Annotated in this window: 24 protein-coding genes and 3 tRNA genes; 8 read left to right on the top strand and 19 right to left on the bottom strand. The window is 65.6% G+C overall.

The window, feature by feature from the left end:
• Position 1: 1 nt before the first annotated feature.
• Entirely contained in the window at positions 2 to 865 is an 864-nt protein-coding gene (locus HF690_RS09845; protein WP_168609292.1) for an alpha/beta hydrolase family protein, read from the bottom strand.
• A 91-nt stretch (positions 866 to 956) separates the two neighbouring features.
• The gene (locus tag HF690_RS09840) at positions 957 to 1,166 is read right to left on the bottom strand and encodes a cold-shock protein (RefSeq protein WP_113064869.1); all 210 of its coding nucleotides are present in this window, start codon (positions 1,164 to 1,166) and stop codon (positions 957 to 959) included.
• Between the two features lie 352 nt (positions 1,167 to 1,518).
• Here HF690_RS09840 and HF690_RS09835 point away from each other — a divergent pair, with 352 nt between their 5' ends.
• A complete protein-coding gene (locus HF690_RS09835) occupies positions 1,519 to 2,706 on the top strand; it encodes a phospholipase A (RefSeq protein WP_168609291.1) in 1,188 nt (395 codons plus the stop codon).
• 99 nt (positions 2,707 to 2,805) lie between these two features.
• Here the strand turns inward: HF690_RS09835 and HF690_RS09830 are convergent, their stop codons facing one another.
• Positions 2,806 to 3,291 carry an FKBP-type peptidyl-prolyl cis-trans isomerase gene (locus HF690_RS09830; protein WP_168609290.1) on the bottom strand — a complete coding sequence of 162 codons (486 nt, stop codon included), beginning with the start codon at positions 3,289 to 3,291 and terminating at the stop codon, positions 2,806 to 2,808.
• A 156-nt stretch (positions 3,292 to 3,447) separates the two neighbouring features.
• On the opposite strand from HF690_RS09830, the gene HF690_RS09825 reads away from it, so the two are divergent.
• Positions 3,448 to 4,803, top strand: a complete 1,356-nt coding sequence (locus tag HF690_RS09825; protein WP_168609289.1) for an MATE family efflux transporter — start codon at positions 3,448 to 3,450, stop codon at positions 4,801 to 4,803.
• Between the two features lie 6 nt (positions 4,804 to 4,809).
• Here HF690_RS09825 and HF690_RS09820 read toward each other — a convergent pair whose 3' ends face one another.
• Positions 4,810 to 5,298: a glutathione peroxidase gene (locus HF690_RS09820; protein WP_113064866.1), complete on the bottom strand. Its 489-nt coding sequence runs from the start codon at positions 5,296 to 5,298 to the stop codon at positions 4,810 to 4,812.
• A gap of 86 nt (positions 5,299 to 5,384) precedes the next feature.
• Here HF690_RS09820 and HF690_RS09815 point away from each other — a divergent pair, with 86 nt between their 5' ends.
• Positions 5,385 to 6,248, top strand: coding sequence for an NAD-dependent protein deacetylase (locus HF690_RS09815; RefSeq protein ID WP_168609288.1), 864 nt, complete (start codon positions 5,385 to 5,387; stop codon positions 6,246 to 6,248).
• A gap of 264 nt (positions 6,249 to 6,512) precedes the next feature.
• Complete coding sequence (dacB, locus tag HF690_RS09810) at positions 6,513 to 8,021, top strand: D-alanyl-D-alanine carboxypeptidase/D-alanyl-D-alanine endopeptidase (protein ID WP_205300822.1); 1,509 nt, start codon at positions 6,513 to 6,515, stop codon at positions 8,019 to 8,021.
• On the opposite strand, the gene HF690_RS09805 is transcribed toward dacB, so the two are convergent.
• The 3 genes from HF690_RS09805 to HF690_RS09795 all read right to left on the bottom strand — a co-directional run bounded on the left by HF690_RS09805 (position 8,018) and on the right by HF690_RS09795 (position 10,749).
• Positions 8,018 to 8,629 (bottom strand): rhomboid family intramembrane serine protease, encoded by a 612-nt coding sequence (locus HF690_RS09805; RefSeq protein ID WP_113064863.1) that lies wholly within the window; start codon positions 8,627 to 8,629, stop codon positions 8,018 to 8,020. The two genes, dacB and HF690_RS09805, sit on opposite strands and share 4 nt — an antisense overlap.
• 81 nt (positions 8,630 to 8,710) lie before the next feature.
• Positions 8,711 to 9,787 (bottom strand): diguanylate cyclase, encoded by a 1,077-nt coding sequence (locus HF690_RS09800; RefSeq protein WP_168609286.1) that lies wholly within the window; start codon positions 9,785 to 9,787, stop codon positions 8,711 to 8,713.
• A 308-nt stretch (positions 9,788 to 10,095) separates the two neighbouring features.
• Positions 10,096 to 10,749: a response regulator gene (locus HF690_RS09795; RefSeq protein ID WP_168609285.1), complete on the bottom strand. Its 654-nt coding sequence runs from the start codon at positions 10,747 to 10,749 to the stop codon at positions 10,096 to 10,098.
• Positions 10,750 to 11,074: 325 nt separating this feature from the next.
• On the opposite strand from HF690_RS09795, the gene HF690_RS09790 reads away from it, so the two are divergent.
• Positions 11,075 to 11,281: a hypothetical protein gene (locus HF690_RS09790; RefSeq protein ID WP_113064861.1), complete on the top strand. Its 207-nt coding sequence runs from the start codon at positions 11,075 to 11,077 to the stop codon at positions 11,279 to 11,281.
• A 748-nt stretch (positions 11,282 to 12,029) separates the two neighbouring features.
• Here the strand turns inward: HF690_RS09790 and HF690_RS09785 are convergent.
• From HF690_RS09785 to kdsB, 7 genes are all read right to left on the bottom strand, one after another.
• Positions 12,030 to 12,116, bottom strand: a tRNA-Leu gene (locus HF690_RS09785).
• 128 nt (positions 12,117 to 12,244) lie between these two features.
• Positions 12,245 to 12,318, bottom strand: a tRNA-Cys gene (locus HF690_RS09780).
• 78 nt (positions 12,319 to 12,396) lie between these two features.
• Positions 12,397 to 12,472 (bottom strand) — tRNA-Gly (locus HF690_RS09775).
• 94 nt (positions 12,473 to 12,566) lie between these two features.
• A complete protein-coding gene (gene pgsA / locus HF690_RS09770) occupies positions 12,567 to 13,163 on the bottom strand; it encodes a CDP-diacylglycerol--glycerol-3-phosphate 3-phosphatidyltransferase (RefSeq protein WP_113065098.1) in 597 nt (198 codons plus the stop codon).
• A gap of 65 nt (positions 13,164 to 13,228) precedes the next feature.
• Positions 13,229 to 15,055, bottom strand: a complete 1,827-nt coding sequence (gene uvrC, locus HF690_RS09765) for an excinuclease ABC subunit UvrC (RefSeq protein WP_113064860.1) — start codon at positions 15,053 to 15,055, stop codon at positions 13,229 to 13,231.
• A 49-nt stretch (positions 15,056 to 15,104) separates the two neighbouring features.
• A complete protein-coding gene (locus HF690_RS09760) occupies positions 15,105 to 15,575 on the bottom strand; it encodes a low molecular weight protein-tyrosine-phosphatase (protein WP_240601779.1) in 471 nt (156 codons plus the stop codon).
• Positions 15,572 to 16,351, bottom strand: a complete 780-nt coding sequence (gene kdsB, locus HF690_RS09755) for a 3-deoxy-manno-octulosonate cytidylyltransferase (protein WP_168609284.1) — start codon at positions 16,349 to 16,351, stop codon at positions 15,572 to 15,574. The genes HF690_RS09760 and kdsB overlap by 4 nt, the downstream gene beginning before the upstream one ends.
• 136 nt (positions 16,352 to 16,487) lie before the next feature.
• Between kdsB and bglX the strand changes: the two genes are divergently transcribed.
• Positions 16,488 to 18,746, top strand: coding sequence for a beta-glucosidase BglX (gene bglX, locus HF690_RS09750; RefSeq protein WP_168609283.1), 2,259 nt, complete (start codon positions 16,488 to 16,490; stop codon positions 18,744 to 18,746).
• Positions 18,747 to 18,750: 4 nt separating this feature from the next.
• Here bglX and aroA read toward each other — a convergent pair whose 3' ends face one another.
• From aroA to HF690_RS09725, 5 genes are all read right to left on the bottom strand, one after another.
• A complete protein-coding gene (aroA, locus tag HF690_RS09745; protein ID WP_168609282.1) occupies positions 18,751 to 20,079 on the bottom strand; it encodes a 3-phosphoshikimate 1-carboxyvinyltransferase in 1,329 nt (442 codons plus the stop codon).
• On the bottom strand, positions 20,079 to 21,182 hold the full coding sequence (hisC, locus tag HF690_RS09740) for a histidinol-phosphate transaminase (RefSeq protein ID WP_168609281.1): 1,104 nt from the start codon (positions 21,180 to 21,182) through the stop codon (positions 20,079 to 20,081). The genes aroA and hisC overlap by 1 nt, the downstream gene beginning before the upstream one ends.
• Positions 21,179 to 22,282: a prephenate dehydratase gene (pheA, locus tag HF690_RS09735; protein WP_113064855.1), complete on the bottom strand. Its 1,104-nt coding sequence runs from the start codon at positions 22,280 to 22,282 to the stop codon at positions 21,179 to 21,181. Before pheA ends, hisC begins: the two co-directional genes overlap by 4 nt.
• A gap of 10 nt (positions 22,283 to 22,292) precedes the next feature.
• Complete coding sequence (serC, locus tag HF690_RS09730; protein ID WP_168609280.1) at positions 22,293 to 23,381, bottom strand: 3-phosphoserine/phosphohydroxythreonine transaminase; 1,089 nt, start codon at positions 23,379 to 23,381, stop codon at positions 22,293 to 22,295.
• Positions 23,382 to 23,499: 118 nt separating this feature from the next.
• Positions 23,500 to 24,345: an FHA domain-containing protein gene (locus HF690_RS09725; protein WP_168609279.1), complete on the bottom strand. Its 846-nt coding sequence runs from the start codon at positions 24,343 to 24,345 to the stop codon at positions 23,500 to 23,502.
• A gap of 122 nt (positions 24,346 to 24,467) precedes the next feature.
• Between HF690_RS09725 and HF690_RS09720 the strand changes: the two genes are divergently transcribed.
• Positions 24,468 to 24,758 (top strand): polyhydroxyalkanoic acid system family protein, encoded by a 291-nt coding sequence (locus HF690_RS09720; protein ID WP_168609278.1) that lies wholly within the window; start codon positions 24,468 to 24,470, stop codon positions 24,756 to 24,758.
• A 95-nt stretch (positions 24,759 to 24,853) separates the two neighbouring features.
• Positions 24,854 to 25,072 carry a translation initiation factor IF-1 gene (infA, locus tag HF690_RS09715; RefSeq protein ID WP_043101035.1) on the top strand — a complete coding sequence of 73 codons (219 nt, stop codon included), beginning with the start codon at positions 24,854 to 24,856 and terminating at the stop codon, positions 25,070 to 25,072.
• The last annotated feature ends 45 nt before the right edge of the window (positions 25,073 to 25,117 follow it).

Raw genomic sequence — 25,117 nt, 5'->3', positions numbered from 1 at the left:
GTCAGCGCAAGCGGTCGCTCCAGTCGGCGATGTGCCGCGCGACCGCATCGGGCGTTTTCATCCAGGAAAAGTGATCCGGGCGATTGCCCAGATCCTCGGCGTCCAGCGCATGCGTCTCACTGATCGCGCGCGGCATCTTGTCGAGCAGATACTGCAAGGATGCGCGCGGGCCGAAGGCATCGTCGACCAGCCGCAGCGCGAGGACCGGCGCCTTCTGCGCCTGCAGCGCGTCATCCAGATCCCAGGACAGCCCTCGCGCGGCATAGTGTCCGCGGCGTCCACTGTGCGCCCAGTCGGCAATGACACCGCGCGCCTCGTTTCCGCCGAAGCCGATCCGGCGACCCGGGAAATGCCCGCGCAAGCGCGCGATGCCGGGCGCCAGACCGTAGGCCAACCGCAACGGAACGCTCCATCGCGGGAAACAACGCCAGTACGGCGCACCGCTCGCGACCAGCACCAGTCCGTCCACGGTTTCAGGCTGCAGACCCGCGAACAGACTGGCCAACTGCCCGCCCAAGCTGTGCCCGCCGATCAACCATCGCGCCTCCGGACAAGCCTTGCGCGCAATCGCCAATCCGGCCGGAACGTCCTGCGTCAGAAGTTCGCGGTATCCCCAGTTTTCGTTCCGCCCCGCACGCACACTGCTGGAGCCGAGTCCTCGCCACTCGTGCAGGGCCAGCCCGACTCCTCTCGCTGCCAGCGCCTCTGCCAGCGGCGCATAGTTGCGCGCGGGCACGCCCATCGCCGGCAACCAGTACAACCACACCCCGTCGCTGCGAGCCGGAGTGCGCAGCAACAAATCGCTGCCGATCCCCGCCGCCGAGAGCACCTGTAGCGAACGCATCGAGTAGTCGTTTCCATCCATGCCCGGAATCCGTCCGATGAAAAAGCGAAGGGCCGACGCATGCCGGCCCTTCATCACAGCGATCGAGGTCCGGCGGTATCCGCCGAAAGACTCAGGCTGCGGTCACTTCCTCGGCCTGCAGACCCTTCTGGCCCTCGACGACCTTGAAGGAAACCTTCTGGCCTTCCTGCAGGCTACGGAAGCCCGTACCGGTGATGGCACGGAAATGGACAAAAACGTCCGGGCCTTCTTCACGGCTGATGAAACCGAAGCCCTTGGCGTCGTTAAACCACTTAACGGTGCCGATCTCACGATCCGACATGACTAACTCCAAAATTACCTGTAAACGCGCCGGCCCATTCGCCGGCCATGGACTGGGTATGCAGGTGAGGTGAAATGGAGCGATGCGGAAGGCAGAAGCCGGAACCGAATCGGGCCACACGAGACCACGCAGACACAGCGATACGTAGCATACCCGATATCTATGGACCCCGCGCAATACACCAAACCGCATAGATACGGCACGAATATGCATACGCATGGCCCAATTCGGACTCATGCGATACTGCCGGCGAATACCGCGAACCAAATGCCAAATCGAGCCGCGTGATTGCCCCTGGTTCATGCGGACCGAGTGTGCCCGGACCTCCCACAATCCTGCCGATTCCTGCCCCATGTCACGGACCCGCCTCTCCTTGCTGCTTCCGTTCGCGCTCTGCGCACTGTCCCCGGCAATCCTGCACGCACAGACGACACATCCGGAAGACCCGAAAGCCTGCATCGGGATCGCCAGCGACTCCTTGCGTCTTGCCTGCTACGACCGCGCGGTACACCGCCAGCAAGTACACGGAGCAGCCGCACAAGAAGTACAGAGCGAGGACAGCGACGAGGACACCACAGCCGCTGCGACGGATCATCCGGTCTCGCCAGAAGATTCGACAACGCATGCTGAAACACCTGCCACCAAACCTTCGATCCTGCAGCGTCTTTTCGGTACGGAGCATTCCGCGTTCACGTCGCGAACCGAGAAGGATCAGGACAAGCCGCGCGTGTCGCTGCTCGACAGCCGCTGGGAACTGAACCGGGACAGCAAACTCGGCACCTTCGGCATCCGCGGCTACAAGCCGGTCTACGTCCTGCCCGCGTTCTACATGACCAGCGTCAACACCACACCGCATTCACCCTCGCCCGATCACAGCGTGAATACGCCGATGGCGCTGGATCACACTGAAGCGAAGTTCCAGGTCAGCCTGAAGACCAAGGTCTGGCAGGGCGTGTTCGGCCAGCGCGGCGATCTCTGGCTGGCGTATACGCAGGCCTCGCACTGGCAGGTCTACAACAGCCTCATCTCGCGACCGTTCCGCGAGACCAACTACGAGCCCGAGGCCATGCTGGTGTTCGACACGCACTACAAGGTGCTGGGCTGGAACGGGCGTCTGCTGGGCATCGGCATCAACCATCAGTCCAACGGGCGCAGCAATCCGCTTTCGCGCAGCTGGAACCGCATCATCGCCGATATCGGCTTCGAACGCGGCCCTTGGACCATCATGATCCGTCCCTGGTGGCGCATCCACGAACAGCGCAACAAGGACGACAACCCGGACATCAGCGACTACATGGGCCGCGCCGACGTGCAGATCGTGCGTGAATGGGGCGCCAACGAACTGACCCTGATGGCGCGTCACTCACTGCGCACGGGAAAACGCTCGCATGGCGCGCTGCGATTCACCTGGGCATTTCCCATCCACGACAATCTGCGCGGCTATGTGCAGGTCTTCAACGGCTACGGCGAGAGCTTGATCGACTACAACCACCGCGCGACCTACGTGGGCCTGGGCGTGTCTCTGCTCGGTTGGTACTGACCGGCCCCTTCCCCGGCGCAGTCCCCGGCCGGACACGAAAAAGGGCGGCCATCGAAACGGCCGCCCTTTTCTTTGTGACGATGCGTCGTGCGTGCGCGATTATTCGTGCTCGCCGCCCGCGCCGTGCACGTGACCGTGGTTGAGCTCTTCCTCGTTGGCCTCGCGCACTTCGGTCACTTCGATGTCGAAGTTCAGCGTCTTGCCGGCCAGCGGATGGTTGCCATCGATGGTCACCTGGTCGCCTTCGACCGCGGTCACCACGACCATAACCGGACCCTGCGGACCCTGGCCCTGGAACTGCATGCCCGGCTTCGGCTCGGGCGCACCCTGGAACGCGCTCTTGGGCACGACCTGGATCATTTCCTCGTGACGCTCGCCGTAGCCTTCCTGCGGCTCGACGGTCACCTTGAAGGCATCGCCCTGACTGCGGCCGGCCATGGCCTTCTCCAGGCCCGGCACGATGTTGCCGGCACCGTGCAGGTACGCCAGCGGCTCGCCGCGCTCGCGGGAGCTGTCGATGACCTGGCCGTCTTCGCCGGTCAGGGTGTAGTGGAACGATGCGACGGTACGGTCGGCAATCTGCATGGATGAACCTCGTTGATGCGAATGGATGGTACCGACGCATCAGACGCCGGCCAGAACCGCCCAGCGTAAGGGAATCGGGGCCGGTACTGCAAACGTGCTGGGCAGAATACGCCTGCGGATGGAACAATGACCGCTTCGCCGACGAACCTGCCCGCCATGACGAACCTTCGCGCCGACTGGGCGCATCGCCCCACGCATCGGCGTGTCTGGGCGCTCGCCGCTCCCATGATCGTTTCCAACGTCACCGTTCCGCTGGTGACGCTGACCGACAGCACCGTGGCCGGACATCTCTCGCACGCCAGTCAGCTGGCGGCCGTGGCTGTGGGGGGCGCGATTTACCAGTTGCCGGTGTTCCTGTGCGGCTTCCTGCGCATGGGTACGGTCGGATTCAGCGCGCAGGCCAGTGGGCGCGAGGACGGCGACGATCTGCGACGGATCCTCCTGCAGACCCTGCTGCTGAGTCTGGCGCTGTCGAGCCTGCTGCTGCTCGCCGCCGCTCCCCTGCTGTCGCCCGTACTGCGGCTGATGGATCCGTCGGCGGATCTGCGCGGCCTTGGCGCCGCCTACCTGCACGTGCGACTGGCCGGACTGCCGGCTGCACTGGCCAGCTACGCGCTGGCGGGCTGGTTCCTGGGCGCGCAGAACGCGCGGGTGACGGTACAGATACTGATCGTGACCAATCTGGTGAACATCGGCTTGAACCTGCTGTTCGTGCTCGGCTTCGGCTGGGGCGTGCGCGGCATCGCGCTGGCTTCGGTCATCGGCGAATGGAGCGGCTGCCTGCTCGGCCTGACCCGCATCGCCGGCCAGCTTCGCCGCTTCCCGGGCCATCTGCATCTGGACGAACTGCGGCGCTGGGTCTGCTGGCGGCCGCTGCTCGGCGTGAACCGCGACATTCTGCTGCGCAGCATCGCCCTGGAAGGCGTGTTCTTCGCCATGACCACGCTGGGCGCGCGCCTGGGAGGCTCAGTGGTCGCGGCCAACGCGCTGCTGCTGAACGGGCTGATGCTGACAGCCTTCGCGCTGGACGGCCTGGCCAACGCCGTCGAGTCAGTGACCGGCCACGCCATCGGTGCACGGCAGCGCGACACACTGCGCCGGGCGCTGGTGGTGGCGGGCGGATGGTCCCTGATCGGAAGCCTGCTATTCGTGGCCGTCTTCGCCCTAGGCGGCCACCTGTTCGTCGACCTGCAGACTGACATCACTGCCGTGCGCGAAATCGCCTACACGTACCTACCCTATCTGGCCGTGCTACCGCTGATCGCATTTCCCGGCTATCTGCTCGACGGCCTGTTCGTGGGTGCGACGCGCGCGACGGAAATGCGCAATGCGATGCTGGTCGCGGCGCTGGTGTTCCTGGCCGCCGCCACGCTCTTGCACCCGCTGGGCAACCACGGACTGTGGATCGCGTTCCTCGCCTTCATGCTGGTACGCGGCGGCGTCATGGCCTGGGTCGCGCGACGCATCGCCCGCACTGCGGACGGCTGGCTGACGCGACCGGTTCGGGCCTGAGCGCGGCTAGGCCTCCAACTGCACGCGCAGGTCCGCCTCGATACGCTCGGGCGTCGTCGCCGGCGCGTAGCGACGCAGCGGCCGGCCTTCGCGGTCAATCAGGAACTTGGTGAAATTCCACTTGATCGCGGCGCTGCCCAGCACGCCCGGCGCTTCCGCACGGAGCCAGGCATAGAGCGGATGGGCGTTGGCGCCGTTGACCTCGATCTTTTCGAACAAGGGAAAGCTGACATCGTAGGTCGTACTGCAGAAGTCCAGGATCTCCTGCGCATCGCCGGGTTCCTGATGCCCGAATTGGTCGCAGGGAAAGCCGAGCACGCTGAATCCGCAGTCCGCGTAGCGCGCCTGCAGGGCTTCGAGCCCCTTGTACTGCGGCGTGAATCCGCATTTGGACGCCACGTTGACGATCAACAGGACCTGCCCGCGCCATTCTTCCAGACGGCGCTCCGCACCGTGGATGTCGCGCGCGTCGAAAGCGTAGACGGTGTCGTTCATGGCGGCTCCTCGAGTTTGGCGCATCCTGACACAATCGTCCTCAGGAAGCTGTAGGCGATGACACGGCAACGCGTTAGGCTTGCACCATGAATGCGGTCGCCGCCTCCCCTTCGTCCGCCGCCAGCGAATCCCTGCGCCGCTTCGTCGAGCGCCACCGCCGCCTGTTCGTCCTGACCGGCGCCGGGTGCAGTACCGACTCGGGCATTCCCGACTACCGCGATCTGGAAGGGGACTGGAAACGTCCGCCGCCGATGACCTACCAGGTCTTCACCGGCGAGCCGGTCGGTCGCGCGCGCTACTGGGCGCGCAGCATGATCGGCTGGCGGCATTTCAGCGCCGCCCGCGCCAACGCCACACACCATGCACTGACCATGCTGGAGCGCACCGGACGCGTGCAGATGCTGGTGACGCAGAATGTCGACGGCCTGCATCAGGCGGCCGGAAGCCGCGCAGTGATCGATCTGCACGGCCGGCTCGACCGCGTGCGCTGCCTGCAATGCGATGCGGTAGTCGCGCGCACGGATTACCAGCAGCGCCTGGAGCGCGAGAACCCGGCCTGGTCTGATCTCGAAGCCACCCATGCGCCGGATGGCGACGCCTATCTGGAACGCGACGACTTCCACACGTTTTCGATCCCCGCGTGCATGCAATGCGGCGGCATAATGAAACCCGACGTGGTGTTCTTCGGCGAAAACGTTCCGCGCCACCGCCTGCAGCAGGCCATGCAGCATTTCGAACGCGCCGATGCGCTGCTCGTGATTGGTTCATCCCTGATGGTGTATTCCGGATACCGGTTCGCTGCGGCCGCGGCGCGACGCGGCCTGCCGATCGCCGCCGTCAACCTGGGCCGCAACCGGGCCGATCCGCTGCTGGAACTGAAACTCGACTGTCGCTGCGACGAGGCGCTCGCCTTTCTGGCCGAGCCCGACACCGAAGCGGCCCCCACTTGACCCCACGGCATGGAAGACCGCACGGACGCCATGATTCGCACACTCGCCCCCATCACGATCCAACGACTCGGCCGACTCCTGGTCTGCACGCCGCTGCTGCTCGCCGCCTGCAGCGGGCAACCGCCGCGCCCTGCACCGCCCGCACCCAGCACGCCGACGACTACCGCCGCACCAGCCCGCGCGGCAAGTATCCCCGCGTCGCCGCGAAGCGCCGCTGCGCCGGCCATGCCTGCGCCGACCTCCATGCCCAGCGCTCGAGAGCGCATGGCCGATGCCATCGGGGCCTACATTGCTCAGCCGCGATTCGCCCACGCGACCTGGGGCATCGACGTCATCGACCTTTCCGACGGTCGCACGCTCTATCGCCGCAACGCCGACAAGCTCTTCATCCCGGCCTCGAACGCCAAGCTCTATACCGCTGCGCTGGCCCTGCACACGCTGGGGCCTCGCTACCGGTTCCACACATCTCTGTATGCCTCACGGGCGCCCTCGGCCAACGGTACGCTTCGCGGCAACCTCATCCTGTACGGTCGCGGCGATCCCAGTCTGGGCATGGGTTCCGACACGCAGACCCCGACCGACTGGGCCGACAAGCTGGCCACCGTACTCGCCGCACGCGGCGTGAAACGCATCACCGGCGACCTGATTGCCGACGACACCTATTACGCGGGACCGCCGTTCGGCGCCGGCTGGGAAGCCAGCGACCTACTCAGCGGCTTCGCCGCGCCGGTGTCGGCGCTGAGCGTTCAGGGCAATACCTTCACGCTGCGCGTGGGCGGCAACGGTGCCTGCTGCACCGCCAGCGTCGACCCCCTGGCCGCCGACGTACGCATTCTCAACACGCTGCACCGCAGTGCGCCCGGTGAATACGATCCGCTCGGCCTGTACCGTGCTCCCGGTTCCAATCGACTTTACGTATTCGGCGCGCGTCCACCCAGCAGCAAGCCTCGCGTCTTCAATCTCGCCACCCCCGATCCGGCGCGACTGGCCGGCGGATTGCTGGCCGATGCGCTGGCCCGGCACGGCATCCGTTTCACCGGACGCATCCGTACCCAGCACTGGCCGCACCCCGGCGAGGATGAGCACGGCAAGGGCCTGGTTCGCATCACCGATGTGCGTTCGGCACCGCTGGGCACGCTGATCCGGCACATGCTCAAGCACTCGGACAACCTCTACGCGCAGCTTCTGCTGATGGCCTCGGGCAAGCACCAGTCCGAGATCGGCACCTGCCTGGGTCAGCGCCATCCGCCGACGCTGACCGCCTACTGGGGCATCTGTGCCATGCGTGCCATGCTGCGTGACGCCGGCATCGCCGCCGGCAGCGCGTTCTTCGAGGAAGGCAGCGGCCTCTCGCGCAAGGACCGCGTCACGCCCGAGGCGACCACGCGCCTGCTGCGCTGGCTCGACCGTCAGCGTTTCGCGAACGACCTGAAGCAGGCGCTGCCGGTCGCCGGCGTCGACGGGACGCTGCGCTACCGCATGCGCGGGACGCCCGCCGCGGGCAACCTGCACGCCAAGACCGGCACGCTGCGATACGCCTACACACTCTCCGGCTATGTGCGTTCCGCCAATGGGCAACCGCTGGCGTTCTCGATCATGCTCAACGATTACGCGCGCCCACGTAACACCGACGGCCGTCCGACTGCTGGGCGCGCCACGCGCGACATCGATGCGATCGCCCGGTTGATCACCGAATACGGAAACGTGCCGCTACCCTCGCCGAGCGCATCAGGTAGCGCTGTTCCCGCAGGGAAAGACAGCAAATCGCCCTAGATGCCGAAGTGCGGATGGAACAACTGTGCCAGGAATGTGTCGAGCACATTCGGCGCCACCGCCAGCGTGACCAGCACGCCGTATGCCGCGCCCCAAAGATGGGCGCTGTGGTTCACGTTGTCACCGCCGCGGCGATCCATGTAGATCGTGAAGCCCACGTAGAGCACGGCATAGACGATGGCCGGAATCGGGAAGAAGAACACGAGGATCATCGACCACGGCTGGAACAGGATGAACGAGAACAGGACCGCCGACACCGCGCCCGAAGCGCCGATGCTGATGTAGCGCGGGTCGTTGCGGTGCTGCTGGTAGCTGGGAAGGATCGCCAGCACCAGGGCGCTCAAGTAGAACAAGGCGAAGCCGAACGGACCGATGTAGCTGCCCAGCAGTATTTCCACGGCGCGCCCGAAGAAGAACAGCGTGATCATGTTGAACAGCAGATGCTGCATGTCCGCATGCACGAAGCCGTAGGTCAGGAAGCGCCAGTACTGCCGCTTGCCGCGCACACCGGGCGGCCACATGGCCAACTCCATCGCCAACCCCTGACGCTTGAAGGCGTAGAACGAAACCACGCAAGTGGCGACGATGAGAAGCACGGTGACGATCATGGGCAGACATTCGCCTTATGCGGAAAGTCGCCGACTATACGGCACCGCGACCGGGTCGCGCATGCCGAGCCGCATATCGCACTAGCCCAACGCCCCCGTCGGCGCGGCATACGGCGCAGTGCAGACCCGGTTCCGGCCCTGCTCCTTGGCCAGATACAGCGCGTCGTCAGCCGCCTTGATCCAGTCCATCGGGTCACTCATGACGCGCGTGATCTCGGCCAAGCCGATGCTGACCGTGACCCGCAGCGACGTATCGACATCAAACTCCTCGCGCTCGATCTCGCGTCGGATGCGCTCCATCAGCATGCGCGCGCCATCACGATCGGTTTCCGGCATGACCAGACCGAATTCGTCGCCGCCGAAACGACCGGGCGTGTCGATGTTGCGGCTGTTTTCGTGCAGAAGATCGGCCACGCGGCGCAACACATCGTCACCGACCGTGTGACCGTAGGTATCGTTGAGTTGCTTGAAGCCGTCCAGATCCAGCATGACCAGCGTCGCCGGGCGATGCGTGCGCAGGAAACGCTGGAACTCCAGTGTCAGAGCCTGCTGCCAGTGATGGCGATTGGGCAATGTCGTCAGGCTGTCGGTGCGGCTCAGCTGACTCAGCAACTGATTCTGCCTGCCGACATGACGCGCAAGACGATAGGTGGCCGCACTCACCGCCACCGGATACATCACGAGCAAGGGAATGGTCAGCAGTACAATCCCGTCGCTGGAGTGCGGCAACCATTGAAACCCGTCCAGCAGAATGCCGAGAAGAATGCCGAGCACCATAAGAAATACGCCCGGCACCATCAGTCGCCAGCCACCCGATGACACCAGCGCCATGCCCATGATCATGATCATGCTCAGACTGGGCAGTGCATTGAAATGAATCAGCGCCAGCCATAGCCCGGCCATCGTGGCATCGACCAGGGTGCTGCGGAATTCGGTTTTTCCAGGAATGATCGAACTGCGCGCTATCAGATAGGCCGCCTGCGGCCAGAGCAATGCATAGACCGCCAGCAGCACCCACTGCCAGACCGGAGCATGGTGCGCAAACAGCACCGCGCCGACCGGGAACAGGCCCAGAGCGAGTCCCAGCATGCGCATGTGGTACGTCTGCTCGACGTAGCGCAGTTCATTCTGACGTTTGTTGATGATCTCGAAGGACAAAGGTAGCCCCCTGCTCTCGCGATGTGACTCCGACGCATTCCTTTCGTTCGGAAAGGAGTAACGCCCGGTCCTCGGGAGGGAGCAACAACCGTGCCATCGGCCTAGATAAAGAATCTCACGACGAGACCCTTATATAAAAACAAATAAATTCAGCATCTTAAATTATATTCTTGATTGGTTTTCACGAACCGGCCACGCCAAACCGGATCAAGTTGAACAAAAAAATTCTGCGAACTGCCGCACAAGGTCGCATTCCGACCTGCCAGAGAAACTCGATAATGAGGCAAAGCGGAAAAATACGAGACGCCCTACTCGACGCCGGCCTGTGCGCGCGCATCGGTGATGCCGTGCGCCGTCATCAGATGCGCAAGACTGATCACGTGATCGACCTTCAACTTGTCCAGCAGGCGCTGCTTGTAGGTCGAGACGGTCTTGGGACTGAGACTGAGATGTTCGGCAATGACCGTCAGCGGCAGACCGCGAACCAGCATCATCGCCACTTCCAGCTCCCGACTGGACAATGCATCGAACGGCGAACCTTCGCCGTCCAGCGTGGCCAGCGCGAGCTGCTGTGCGATGTTCGGCGCCAGATAGCGCTTGCCCTGAGCAACCTGTCTAACGGCCGCGACCAGTTCGTCGGAACTGCAGCCCTTGGTCAGATATCCCAACGCGCCCACTTCGAGAAGTCGCCGGGGAAAACGCACATCCTCGACTACTGTCAACACCACGATGCGCGTCGACAACTTGGCGCGGACCACGCGCTCGGTCATTTCGACACCGCTCATGCCCGGCATGTGCACGTCGACCAGGGCGACATCCGGCTTCTCGGCGCGCACCAGACGCAACCCGTCTTCCGCCGTGCTCGCCTCTCCGACAATGACCATGTCGGACTGCTGCTGCAGGATCATTCGAAACCCTGTGCGCACCAGCTCATGGTCGTCGACCAGCACTACCTTGATCACGATCGGAACCCTCCCCTGCACGATGCGGAATCTGCATCCCGCGAAACGGTAGAGACCGCCACCGTGCAATGCAAGCATACGCTGTAAGACGACGCCTACAAGAATACGGTACATCGACAACGGCCGCGAACTTCAGGCCAGAAACAGGTTCGAACGACTTGCGCAAGCAACTGATTTGTCAGAATATGCGCAAAAATGACGCCTGCAGCCGAACTGGACGCATGCACGCCCTTACAACATGTATCGGCATTGCCTGACAGGCGTGGTACCACTCGCAAGGGATAATGCGCGGATAACGGGGCGCTCCCTGGGGGGTACGCGCAACATGGCACCGCATATTTATCTGATTGAACCCAGCGACGGGGGCTGGCTCATCCGCCGCGATACCGTCGCCACGGCGCAATGCGCCGATCGCATCTCCGCCGTGCGTCTGGCTCTGGCCCTCGCTCGCGGGGAACGCAGCGGCAGCGGTGACAAGGTCATCGTCCGCATGCACGAGCAGCGCGACGAATCCACCGCATCGGCACAGTGAATCCACCCCCACTTACTTCTTGTCCGCAGCCTTCCTGCGATAGGCACGCACTTCGCGCGCAGGAACATCCTGCGGGTAGCAGCGCGGCGCATAGCCGCCGGGACGCAGATACGCGCTACGGCGCCCACAGCGCCGCCCTGCCCGATCCCTGCTGTACGGACAGGGACAACGCCCCGGATAACGCGCAATGGACGCACGAACGATTGCACGACGAATCTGCGCATCGCTCGTTGGCGGTGCCGCGTGAGCCGATGCGAGGAACATCGCCATCGATACAGTCATGCATGCGCTAGCCCATTGCATATCGTGCTCCCCAAACAACCGACGCCTCAGACTGGAAGTCGCACACCAGTACATCCGATTGGATGGATAGCCTGGCGGTAGACGTGAAGAACTGTCGTACTCCCGCCCGCCTGACGCAAATCAACGCATGGTTTCATTGGACTCCCCGCATGCGGCAGCGATTCCAGAGCACGCATGCGCCCAAGAGCCGCTCAACCGCAGGACGCACTCGACGCTGGAACCGGACGGCGAAGGCATGCGACGGCCATCGCTTGGCCCTCAGCGTTGAACCGCGCTGCCATCCGGCGAACACCCCGGTAAAGCGACTCGTTCCTGTCCTTACAGCAATTGCTGCATGGAGCAGTCAGGACTAGAGAGGCCGCGTCGATCTTCGACTCATCGTCGAGCTACCCCTGATCGTCCAACGACTGACCACTGCGCCCCGGAACATCTTCCGCACAGTAAATGGTGCCCGGCGCGGGAGTCGAACCCGCATGGCCTTGCGGCCGAGAGATTTTAAGTCTCTTGCGTATACCAGTTTCGCCAGCCGGGCCCGGAGGGAGACGCGAAGCGCCGAGCATACTGCAATCGACGCGTAGCTTGTGGCGCGGCTTCCCCGGATACGAAAAACCCCGCTCGCGGCGGGGTCTTCGATGACGCGCCAGTAGCGCGTCGAGAGCTTGGAGGCCAGGGTCGGAATCGAACCGGCGTACACGGCTTTGCAGGCCGCTGCATAACCACTCTGCCACCTGGCCGGTGACGCTCCGCGCGCAGCTTAGCTGCGTACGTCGGAAAAAACAAAACCTCGGCGAACCGAGGTTTTGCAGAAGAACTGGAGCGGGAAACGAGACTCGAACTCGCGACCCCGACCTTGGCAAGGTCGTGCTCTACCAACTGAGCTATTCCCGCCCGGGAGCCGCGTATCTTACGGTTTCGCGGAAGCGTGTCAACCCTTGTGTGATCATTTTCTTTCACAACGTCGTTTTCGCGGCGTCGCACGCATTCACTTCGCCGACGAATCACCGCGCAACGCCGGCCATGCAGCGCGCAGATAGACCAGTCCGGACCAGATCGTGAGCACCGCCGCCAGCACCAGCAACGTCTCGCCGACGTACCAGTTGCGCAGCGTCTCGGCGTCCTTGTCGTGCTCCAGCAGCAGCACCACGATGGCGACAATCTGCATCACCGTCTTGATCTTTCCGAGCATCGCCACGCGCACGTGCGAGCGCATGCCGATTTCGGCCATCCACTCGCGCAACGCGGAGATGCCGATCTCGCGCCCGACGATGATCGCGGCTGTCACCGCCAGCAACGCGGTCGGATGACTCTGCACCAGCAGGAACAGGGTCACCGTCACCATCAGCTTGTCCGCCACCGGATCGAGAAAGGCGCCGAACGCCGATGTCTGGTTCCAGCGTCGCGCCAGATAACCGTCGAACCAGTCGGTGATGGCCGCGGCGAGAAAGATCGCGGCCGCCGTCACATTGGCGATACGCCACGGAATCCACGGAAGCAGATCGTGCGAGTAGTAGACCAGCACCATGATCGGCAGCAGCATCACGCGGAACAGGGTCAGCCAGGTAGGCAGGTTGATACGCATCGGATGAATCATTCCCGTTGTTTCAAGACAGCATACGCAAGCATCATCGGCCCCTGCATGAACGGTCAGCCATGCAAGGCGGCGTAGATGCGCTCGGCCAGGTCGCGGTGGATGCCGCCGACCTGCATCAATTCCTCGACCCCGGCGGCCTCGACACCACCCAGCCCCCCAAAGGCCCGCAGCAAGGCCGCGCGACGGCGCGGCCCGACGCCGGGCACATCTTCCAGCACACTGCGCTGACGCGCCTTCTGACGGCGTTTGCGGTGCCCGCTGATGGCGAAGCGGTGCGACTCGTCGCGCACGGCGTCGATCAGGTGCAGCGCAGGCGATGCGGACCCCGGATGCAGCGTACGACCGCTGTCGGCCAGAATCAGGTTCTCGTCGCCCACGCGCCGTGCCGGTCCCTTGGACACGCCGACCACGCGGATGTCGCCCAGCCCCAGCTCGGCCAGCACATCCAGCGCCTGCGCAACCTGGCCGCTACCGCCATCGATCAGCAGAATATCCGGCCGCGCGCCCTCGCCTTCGGCCAGCCGGCGGAAGCGGCGCGTCAACGCCTGGTGCATGGCGGCGTAGTCGTCGCCGGGCGTGATGCCGGCGATGTTGAAACGCCGATAGTGCGACTTCTCCGGCCCCTCGGGTCCGAACACCACGCAGGACGCCACAGTCGCCTCACCGCGGGTATGACTGATGTCGAAGCACTCGATGCGGCGCGGGGGCGCGTCCAGCTCCAGCAGCTTGGCCAAGTCCTCGAAACGCGAACTCAGGGTCTGCCGGCTCGCCAGGCGCGAGGTCAGCGCCGCCGTGGCGTTGCGTAGCGCCAGGTCGCGGAAACGCGCCCGCTCGCCGCGCACGGCCTGCTTGATCGCGACAGCATGCTCGCTGCGCTGCCCCAGCGCCTCGGCCAGCGCCTCGCGCGATTCGAGCGTCGCGCTCAACACCAGCTCGGACGGGACCGGCCGGTCGACGTAGTACTGCGCGATGAACTGCTCCAGCACGTCGGCCTCGCTGGCGTCCAGCGGCAGACGCGGGAAGAAGTCGCGCGACCCCAGCGACAGACCGTTGCGGAAGAACAGCACGCTGACGCACGCCACGCCACCCTCGATGCGGCAGGCGATCACGTCCATGTCGGCACTGGCCCCCTGCACGTGATGCTGCGCCTGCAGTCGACGCAGCACGGCCACCTGGTCGCGCAGAGCCGCGGCGCGCTCGAAGTCCAACGCGGTGCTGGCCTCCTCCATCGCCGTGCTCAACTCCTCGATGACGCTGCTACTGCGACCCTCCAGGAACATCTCGGCGTGGCGCACATCGCGCGCGTAGTCCTCGCGTGTCACGTACTCCACGCACGGCGCGCTGCAGCGTCCGATCTGGTACTGGAGACATGGTCGCGAGCGGTTGCTGAAATAGCTGTCCTCGCACTGACGGACCTTGAACAGCTTCTGCATCGCGTTGAGGCTTTCACGCACCGCCCAGGCGCTCGGGAACGGTCCGAAGTATCGACCCGGCGCCTTGCGTGCGCCACGGTGAAAGCCCAGACGCGGATACTCGTCGGTGCTCGACAGGTAGATGTACGGGTAGCTCTTGTCGTCACGCAGCAGGATGTTGTAGCGCGGCTTGAGCTCCTTGATCAGCTGGGATTCCAGCAGCAGCGCCTCGGCTTCCGTACGCGTCACGGTGGTCTCGGCGCGCGCGATCTGCGACACCATCGAGGCGATGCGCGGTTCCATGCGCGGCTTCAGGAAGTAGCTGCCCACGCGCTTCTTCAGATTCGCCGCCTTGCCTACGTACAGCAGCTCATCGTCGGCGCCGTAATAGCGATAGACGCCGGGCGATGTGGTCAGGGTGCGAACGAACGCCTTGCCGTCGAAGGTGCTGGAAGATGGAGCGGACATCGGAGATATCGAATCTAGGTATCGGATCGAATGGGAGGACTTCTGCGCATCAGGCGACACGTAGGCGTTCGATCAATCCTTGCACGCCGTCGCGGGCCAGGTTCAGCACAGCGCGGAAATCTTCGCGCCCGCCGTAGTAGGGGTCGGGCACTTCGCCCTCCGCACGGACGCCGGCCACATCCAGGAACAGGCCCAGGCGGCCGTGCAGCGACGACGGACAGCGCGTACGCATCTCGTCGAGGTTGGCTGCATCCATCGCCAGCAGCCAGCGCCAGCGCGTGAAATCGGCGTCCTCCAGTCGCCGCGCGCGATGCGGCGAGAGATCGTATCCGGCTTCGGCGCCAGCGCGAACCGAGCGTGGGTCGGCACCCTCACCGGCGTGCCAGCCGCCGGTGCCGCAGGAATCGACCGGCAGGTTCAGCCCCGCGCGTTCGAACTCCAGGCGCGCCACGGCCTCGGCCAGCGGCGAGCGACAGATGTTGCCCAGACAGACAAAGAGGACGCCTTGCCCTTCACTCACGATGCGATCTCCCGGAGATGGCGTTCGGCGCGACGCAGGTCGTCCTCCGTGTCGATACCCGGCGGGAACGGTTCCGGCGTCAGCGCTACCTGGATGGCGTGACCGTGTTCGAGCGCGCGCAGTTGCTCCAGGGACTCGGCGCGCTCCAGCGGCGTCGGTGACAGCCGCGCGAAACGGCGCAGGAAGCCTGCGCGATACGCGTACAGACCGATATGCCGGAGAAACGGGATGCCCGCCGGAAGACACTCGCGATGCGACGCGAACGCATCGCGCGGCCACGGAATCGGCGCGCGGCTGAAATACAGCGCGCGACCGTCCGCCGCCCGTACCAGCTTCACGCAGTTCGGATCGAGCAGCGCTTCGACATCGTCCAGCTCGACCGCGAGCGTGGCCATCGGCGCGTCGCTCCCGGCCAGCGCGTCGACCACCGCACGGAGACCGCCGACCGGCGCGAAGGGTTCGTCGCCCTGCAGATTCACCACAATGTCGTCGTCATCCCAGCCCCGTTGCTCGGCGCAAGCCGCGATGCGATCGCTGCCGGATGCCAAGTCGGCGTCGGTCATGCACACCGTGACCGGCATGGTCTCCAGCGCCGCCGCGATACGTTCATCGTCAGTCGCCACCACCACCTCACGTGCACCGGCATCCAGCGCGCGAGCGGCCACATGCGCAATGAGCGGACGATCGCCGAGCCTGCGCAGCGGCTTGCCCGGCAACCGCATGGACGCGTAGCGCGCGGGAATGGCGACGATGAACGGAACGGATTCGGAAGGCATGCAGATCCCCGCAGTGATTCATTCCAGCTTAGCGCGTCCGGCCACGGTCATTTCCGCAGACAGTGCGCAGACGCACTCGTCATGCATCAATGGACCGATATGATGGGGCTTCCCCATCCCACATCCAAGTTTGACCATGCATTCTGGACATGCTCCGCGCCTGCTCGCCTGCAGCGCCCTGCTCGCCCTCGTTGCCCTCGCCAGCGGCACACGTCCGGCATATGCCGCGCCGCCGCGTCATGACGACGCTGCGATGCACGCCTTCGTCGACAAACTGCTGTCCCGCATGACCCTGGAGGAGAAAATCGGACAGCTCAGCATCATGGGCAAGGGAGCCGACAACCTGCAGACGCTGATCCGCAATGGTCGCCTCGGCGGCACCAACGGCGTCCTGCCGGATACCGATGTTCTGGCCTACACACGTCGCATGCAGAAGCTGGCCATGCAGTCGCGCCTGAAGATCCCGCTGTGGTTCATGGGCGACGTCAATCACGGCTTCCGCACCATCTTTCCGGTGCCGCTGGCGCTGGCTTCGACCTGGAATCCCCAGCTGGTCGAACGCGTGCACCGCGCGGCCGCCGAGGAAGCGACGGCTGTCGGCGTCGACTGGACCTTCAGCCCCATGGTCGACATCACCCGCGATCCGCGCTGGGGGCGCGGCGTCGAGGGTTCCGGCGAAGACCCATACCTCGGCGCGGCCATGGCGCGCGCGCAGATTCGAGGTTTCCAGGGCACAAACCTGGCCGCATCCGACACCATGATGGCCACGGCCAAGCACTTCGTCGGCTACGGCGCCGCGCAGGGCGGACGTGACTACAACGCCGCGCACATTCCGCAAGACCAGCTCGAGGACGTCTACCTGCCGCCGTTCCGCGCGGCGGTGAAGGCCGGCGTCGGCGCGATCATGCCCTCGCTGACCACGCTCAACGGCATCCCCGCTACCGCCGATGGCGCACTGCTGAACGGTCTGCTGCGCAAGCGATGGGATTTCCAAGGCCTGATCGTGTCCGATTTCGACGCCATCCCGGAACTGACCCTGCACGGCGTGGCCGCCAACGACGCCGAGGCCGCCCGCATGGCGCTCGAGGCCGGGGTCGACATCGACCTGCACAGTGGCACTTACCTGAAGCAGCTGCCGGCCCTGGTGCGCAGCGGCAAGATACCGATGCGCGTGCTCGACCGCGCCGTGCGCCGGGTGCTGGAAGCCAAGTACCGCCTCGGCCTGTTCGACGATCCATACCGCTATGACGACGCGGCGCGCGCGCGCCGCGTGACGCGCTCGCCGGCGCATCGTGCCCTGGCACGCGAGGCCGCGGCGCAATCCATGGTGCTGCTGAAGAATGCCCACGGCCTGCTGCCGCTCCGGCGCGACGCCCGCATCGCCGTCATCGGCCCGCTGGCCCGCGACCGAACCACCATGCTCGGCCAGATGCCCGCCGCCGGACGCGCGCGGGACGTAACTCCGATCCTGGCCGGCCTTCGCCAGCAGGCCACGCATGCGGACAACGTCCGCTTTGCACAGGGCGTCTCCGTACTGGGCGGCAACGATGCCGGCATCGCCGACGCCGTGCGGGCCGCGCGCGCGGCCGACGTCGCCGTGCTGGTGCTCGGCGAAAGCCACGACCTGTTCGGCGAGGGACTGAGCCGCTCGCGAATCGGCCTACCCGGCCGCCAACTCGAACTGGCCAAGGCCGTGATCGCGACCGGCACACCCACCGTGGCCGTGCTGATCAACGGACGACCGCTGGCCATTCCGTGGCTGCACGATCATGCCGACGCGATCCTCGAAGCCTGGGTGCCCGGCGACGCGACCGGTCTGGCCGTGGCCGACGTGCTGTTCGGCCGGATCAATCCCTCCGGCAAGCTGCCGATGACCTTCCCGCGCGATGTCGGCCAGGTGCCGATCTTCTACGCGCACACGCGCACCGGCCGTCCCTACGACGACAGCAGCGACCTCGCCCTGCACTACAGCAGCCACTACGTCGACGTGCCGAACTCGCCGCTGTATCCATTCGGCTACGGCTTGAGCTACACGCACTTCGACTACAGCGATCTGCATGTGGACCGCAGCCACCTGCGCCCCGATGGGGTCCTGCACGTGCGCGTACGGGTGCGCAACACCGGCATATGCCGCGGCGCCGATGTCGTGCAACTGTACGTGCACGACAAAGTCGCCAGCCGTAGCCCGCCGCTGCGTCTGCTTAAAGGGTTCCAGCGCGTGATGCTGGCACCGGGACAATCGACCGAAGTCACCTTCACGCTGCGTGCCTCCGACCTTGCCTTCGATCGGGGCGACGGCTCCTGGGGTACGGAACCCGGCGCCTACGACCTCTACGTGGGCGGCGATTCCACCGCCACACTGCAATCGTCGTTCACGCTCGACGCGGCGCGCTGAATCTTCAGCGCGTCTCGCGCACCCGCAGGTCGAGACCCCACTGCCCCGCTTGCGCGACGAAGTCGGGGAAGGACGTGTCCACGGCTGCGCAGTCGAGAATGTGCACCGCCTCGGCCGAGCGCGAAGCCGCGACCGCGAAACTCATCGCGATGCGGTGATCGCCGTGGCTGTCGATCTCGCCGCCGCCGAAGCGTCCTTCGCCCTGCCCGACGATGTCCGCGCCGTCCGGCGTTTCCTCGACCGTCACGCCCAGCGTGCGCAGACCGCGCGCCATGGCATCGATGCGATCAGATTCCTTGACCCGCAGCTCGGCCGCGCCGCGCACGCGGGTCACACCCTCGGCGCAGGCGGCGGCAACGAACAACGCGGGGAATTCGTCGATCATGTCGCTGACATGTTCGACCGGCACGTCGATGCCGCGCAGCGGCGCGTGACGGATCTCCAGATCGGCCAGCGTCTCGCCGGCCTCCTCGCGCGCCTCGTGCACGGTAATGTCCGCGCCCATCCGGCGCAGCACCTCGAGCAGACCCGTGCGGCGCGGATTCAGGCCGACCGCGCGCAGGCGCAAGTGCGAACCGGGCGTGATGACCGCCGCCAGCAGCGGAAACGCCGCCGAGGAGAAGTCGCCCGGCACCACGACCTCACCGCCCTGCAGCGTCGCTCCACCGCGAAGCCGCACGTAGCCCGGCTCCATCTGCACCGGCCATCCGAAGGCGGCCAGCATGCGCTCGGTGTAGTCGCGGGTCGGGCGCACTTCGCGCACGACGGTCTCGCCCTGCGCGTACAGCCCGGCCAGCAGCACTGCCGACTTCACTTGCGCGCTGGCCATCGGCGGAGCGTACTCGATGCCATGCAAAGAATGTCCGCCGCGCAGAGTCAACGGCGGCAGCCCGCCTTCGCGCGTTTCCACGACCGCGCCCATCTGCTGCAGCGGATCGCTGACACGACGCATCGGCCGCCGGCTCAGCGAAGCATCGCCGACCAGTGTGCTGTCGAAGGCCTGGCCGGCCAGCAGTCCCGCCAGCAGACGCATACCGGTGCCGGCGTTGCCGCAGTCGAGCGGCGCATCGCTGCCGCGCAGCCCATGCAGACCGACGCCATGCACGATGCGCTGTCCCGGCGCCGGCGTCTCCATGCGCACGCCCAACTGCTGCATGATGCGCGCCGTGGCGCGCGTGTCTTCGCCTTCGAGAAAACCGCGTACGTGCGACACGCCCTCGGCGATGCCCGCAAGCATCACCGCGCGGTGCGAAACCGATTTGTCGCCGGGTACATCGAAGGTGCCGTGCACCGGTCCCGCCGGACCGGCGATCCAGTCCCGTCGCGCTTGCATCACAGAGTCTCCAGAAATCGGTCGTTCTCGGCCCGCGATCCCACGCTGACCCGAAGGGTGTGCGGCAGACCGTATCCGCCCATCGGGCGCACGATCACGGCCTGATCGAACAGGCGCTGCTCCAGGACCTGGGCATCCTCGCCCAGGTCGAGTAGCAGGAAATTGGTCTGCGAAGGCAACGTGGCGAATCCGCGCTCAGACAGCGTACGCTCCATCCGCGCACGCTCGGCCGCGTTGATGTCGATCGCCGACTGCAGATACGCGGCATCGTCCAGCACCGCGCGCGCCGCGGCCTGCGCCACCTGGTTGATGTTGAAGGACTCGCGTAGCCGCTCGAACACCGCCGCTACCGACGCGTGCGCCAACAAGTAACCGATGCGCAGACCGGCCAACGCGTACGCCTTGGAAAAGCTGCGCGTCACGATCAGGTTCGGATGGGCGTCGAGCAACGCGATCGCCGTATCCAGTCCCGGCGCCTGCATGTATTCGCCATAGGCCTCGTCGACCACGACCAACGTGTCGCGCGGCACGCGTTGCAGGAAGGCTTCCAGCGCCGCGTGCGTGAACCAGGTGCCGGTCGGATTGTTCGGGTTGGCCAGATAGATCAGGCGCACGTCCTCGCGCAACGCATCCGCCATGGCATCCAGATCGTGCCCGAGCGGCGCCGTCGGGTGCGTACGCGGCAACGCCGGCACGCACACGGCAGGCGCACCCGCGGCGGCCGCGGCAATCGGGAACACCGCGAAACCGAACTGCGCGTGCATCACGGCCGCATCCGCGCCGGCGAAGATCTGCGCCAGTTGCATCAGCAGTTCGTGCGAACCGTTGCCGAATACCAGTTGGTCCGGCGTCACGCCGTGCTGTTGCGCCAGCGCCTCGCGCAAGGCACCGCAGCGTGGATCGGGATAGCGGTACGTCTCGCTCAACGCCGCATGCGCCGCCTCCAGCGCTGCGGGGCTGGGACCCAGCGCATTCTCGTTCGAGCCCAGTTCGGCCAGCACCGCGCCAAAACGTGTGCGCAGGCGCGGGAGATCGTGACCGGGATCGTAGGCACGCAGACGGCGGATCGCCGGCTGCGCCAGGCGCTCGGGATCGAAACTCACGGCACCGCGACCGGGTACGAGCCGAGGATCTTGACCTCGCGGGCGAACGGCGACATCTCCTTCAGCGCCGCGCGCACCGCCTCGTCCTCGACGTGCCCACTGATGTCGATGAAGAACGCGTACTGCCACTTGCGACCGTGCGCTGGTCGCGACTCGATGCGATTCATGGTCACGTCGTGCGCGGCCAGCGGCCCCAGCACGTGGGCCAGCGCGCCCGGTTGGTCCTTCACGAACACCAGCACCGAGGTGCGATCGTTGCCCGAGGGCGGGAACAGCTCGCGACCCAGCACCAGGAAGCGCGTGGTATTGTCCGGCCGGTCCTCGACCGGACCGGCCAGCGGCTTCAGCCCGTAGACCAGCCCCGCGCTCTCGCCGGCAATGGCGGCTGCGTCGTCCGCGTTGCGCGCGCGGCGCGCGGCTTCGGCATTGCTCGACACCGGCACGCGCTCGGCATGGGGCAGATGTTGCCGCAGCCACGACTTGCACTGCGCCAGCGACTGCGGATGCGAGTACACACGCTCGATGTCCTCCATGCGGCCGGTGCGCGAAAGCAGATACTGATGCACGCGCAGCTCGACCTCGCCGCAGATCTTCAGCTCCGAGGTCAGGAACATGTCCAATGTGACCTGGATTGTGCCCTGCCCGGAATTCTCCACCGGCACCACGCCGAAATCGGCGTTGCCGGCCTCGACCTCCTGGAACACTTCCTCGATGCTGCCCAGCGGCAGTCCATGCGAGGAATGGCCGAAATGCTTGCGCGCGGCCTGCTCGCTGAAGGTGCCCTGCGGGCCGAGGAAGCCGATCTTCAACGGTTCCTGCTGCGCCAGGCAGGCCGACATGATCTCGCGGAACAGCCGCACCATTTCCTCATTGGAGAGCGGTCCGTCGTTGCGGTCGACCACGCGCCGCAGTACCTGCGCCTCGCGCTCGGGCCGGTAGTAGTCGACGGCGGCCTTCAGCGCGCCCTTGGCCTTGCCGACCTGCTGCGCCCATTGCGCGCGCTCGGCGATCAGGCCCTGGATGTCGCGATCGATGGCGTCGATACGCTCGCGCGCCTGCACCAGAGTGAAGGTCGGTTTGTCGGTGGCCGGTTTGCTCATTGCACGCCCCTCATCCGTGGCGCTGCGCAAAATCGCGCATGAATTGGATCAGGGCCTTCACGCCCGCCATCGGCATCGCGTTGTAAATCGAGGCGCGCATACCGCCCAGTGCACGATGCCCTTTCAGCGCCAGCAATCCGGCCTGTGACGACTCCTCCAGGAACAGCGTGTTCAACGCCTCGTCGTGCAGGCGGAACGGCACGTTCATGCGCGAGCGCGAGTCCGGGTCGATGTCGTTGCGGTAGAACCCACCGGAACCGTCGATAGCCGCGTAGAGCGCCTCGGCCTTGGCCCGGTTGCGTTCGCCGATGACGTCCAGACCGCCCTGCGCGGCGATCCACTTGAAGGTCAGACCGGCCAGGTACCACCCCCAGGTGTTGGGCGTGTTGAGCATCGAGTCGCGCTCGACGTGCCGGGCATAGCGGAAGATGTCCGCCATCGGCCGGCCCGTGCGCTGCAGCAGATCCTCGCGGATGATGAGCAGCACCAGGCCGGACGGCCCGATGTTCTTCTGCGCCCCGGCGTAGATCATGCCGAAGCGCGACACATCCAGCGGCCGCGACAGGATGTCCGACGACATGTCCGCCACCAGCGGCACGTCGCCGCTCTCCGGAATCCGATGGAACTCGGTGCCGTGAATGGTCTCGTTGGGCGTGTAGTGCAAATACGCCGCGCCCGGGTCGACGTCGATGACCGACGGCACGCGGCGGAAGCCGTCCGCTTCGGTACTGGCCGCCACGCGCGTCCGCACGTACGGCTCGGCCTCGCGCACGGCCTTCTGGCTCCAGTGCCCGGTGACCACGTAGTCGGCGCTGTCCCCGGGGGCGGCAAGATTCATGGCCAGCTGCGCGAAATGCTGCGTCGCGCCGCCTTGCAGAAACAGCACCGCATAGCGGTCGGGAATGCCCATCAGGGTGCGCAGGTCCTGTTCGGCTTCCTCGGCCATGTCCATGAAATCACGGCCGCGATGCGACACCTCCATGACCGATGCGCCGGTGCCTCGCCAGTCCAGCAGTTCGCGCTGCGCCTGCGCCAGCACTTCGGGTGCGAGCACAGCGGGACCGGCGCTGAAGTTCCACGGTCGGACGGGGTCGGTCATGTTTGCAATTCGCCTTTCGAAAAAAACGCGGCTCGCAGCCGCACATTCCGATTATGGCTCGCGATGGGCAGGCTGCAAGCCTGTCGACATGCCCATTCGTCACATGCGGGTCAGGAGGTCACAGTCGCACGAACAGGAACGCGGCAATGGCCAGCGCCAGGGCTGCTGCCGTGACGATCAGCCACCACACTTCCCGTCTCGGCCCCACGCTGTCCTCGGGCAAGACGTTGTCTTCGTCCGGTGTTTCCACCGGCGTGTCGGGGCGTAGCTCGCAGGCATCCACGACAAAGCGATGCGCCCCCAGCGAGATCTGATCGCCATCGCCCAGGACGGCTTCGCGTGCGGATTCGCCATTGACGCTCACGGGGCAGGATTCCGGCAACTGCACGCATCGCAGCAGTAAGCGTCCGTCCTCGCGCACCAGCGAAACGCAAGCATCGGGAGCCTGTGCGATGCCGAGCGGCCAGCGGCCCGTGTTACCCAGATCCAGGCGCGCATCGATACGCTGCGCACGTCCGGACAGCGGACCGGCGACCGCGCGCAGACTGGCCTGCCCGATGCGCACGTCCGAATCGGCAACCGCCGCAGGCCGGCACAGGCGAAGGCGGGTATCGCCGATGCCGAGGCTGTCTCCCGGCCGCAGCAGCGCACGCTCGCGCACCTGACGCGCATTGAGATACACGCGCCCGGCGCCTGGCGTCACCGTCAGCACCATGCCGCGCGCATCGTGCGTCAGTTGCAGATGATGTGCGGCCACGCCCGGCGCATGGATCACCAGATCGTTGTCGGCGGCACTGCCGATACGGAACGTGCGACGGTTCCAGTCGACACCCGGATGTTCGGCATTGGCGAATTCGATGCGCATGTTGGCCGACCCGTTGCCGTCGTGCGCGCACATGGGACGGATATCGAAACGATCCCGTCCGGCGCCGACGTGCGTTGCCCCGTTGCTTGCAATGCTCATGATACCTCTAAGCTCGCAGACCGTCGTGCAACCGCCGCTGACTGACCCGTCCAGCGGCACATGCACACCGCATCGGCTATGCTCTGCGCCCGCATCAACCGCTTCCACGTCACGGACACGCCATGCCTTCGATCGACATCCGCCGTACTCATTCACTGGGTCTGGAACAGGCACATGCCGCCGTGGACAAGGTCGCGCAGCGCATGCGCGAGAAGTTCGGCGTGGACACCGGCTGGGACGATGACACCCTGCGATTCAGCCACATGGGCGTCGATGGCGGCATCGCCGTGAGTGCCCACGACGTGCATGTGCAGGCGCGCCTGGGCATGCTGGTGTCGGCCCTCAAGCCGCGCATCGAGAACGAGATTCACGCCAAACTGGACGAGTATTTCGGCCCCGCCAAAACACCCTGACCGCCCCGCCGCGCGTTTGCGTCTTTGATCGAGCGGCCTCGCGTGGCAAAATGTACGGCTTACGCGGCCGTACCGGCCCGCTCGCTGAAGAATTTATGGCCAAAGACGACGTCATCGAAATGGAAGGCAAGGTCCTCGAGACCCTGCCCAACACCATGTTCCGCGTGGAGCTGGAGAACGGCCACGTGATCACGGCCCACATCTCCGGTCGCATGCGCAAGCACTACATCCGCATCCTGACCGGCGACAAGGTGCGCGTCGAAATGACGCCGTACGACCTGACCAAGGGTCGTATCACCTACCGCATGAAGTAAGCCGCCGGACTTTCGTCCGCGCGGCCGACGCAATCGAGCCACGAC

It is taken from the genome of Oleiagrimonas citrea (genome assembly GCF_012395255.1).
Taxonomy (GTDB): Bacteria; Pseudomonadota; Gammaproteobacteria; order Xanthomonadales; family Rhodanobacteraceae; genus Oleiagrimonas; species Oleiagrimonas citrea.
The sequence above is the reverse complement of the archived record's forward strand: the minus strand, read 5'-3'. Positions and strand labels throughout refer to the sequence as shown.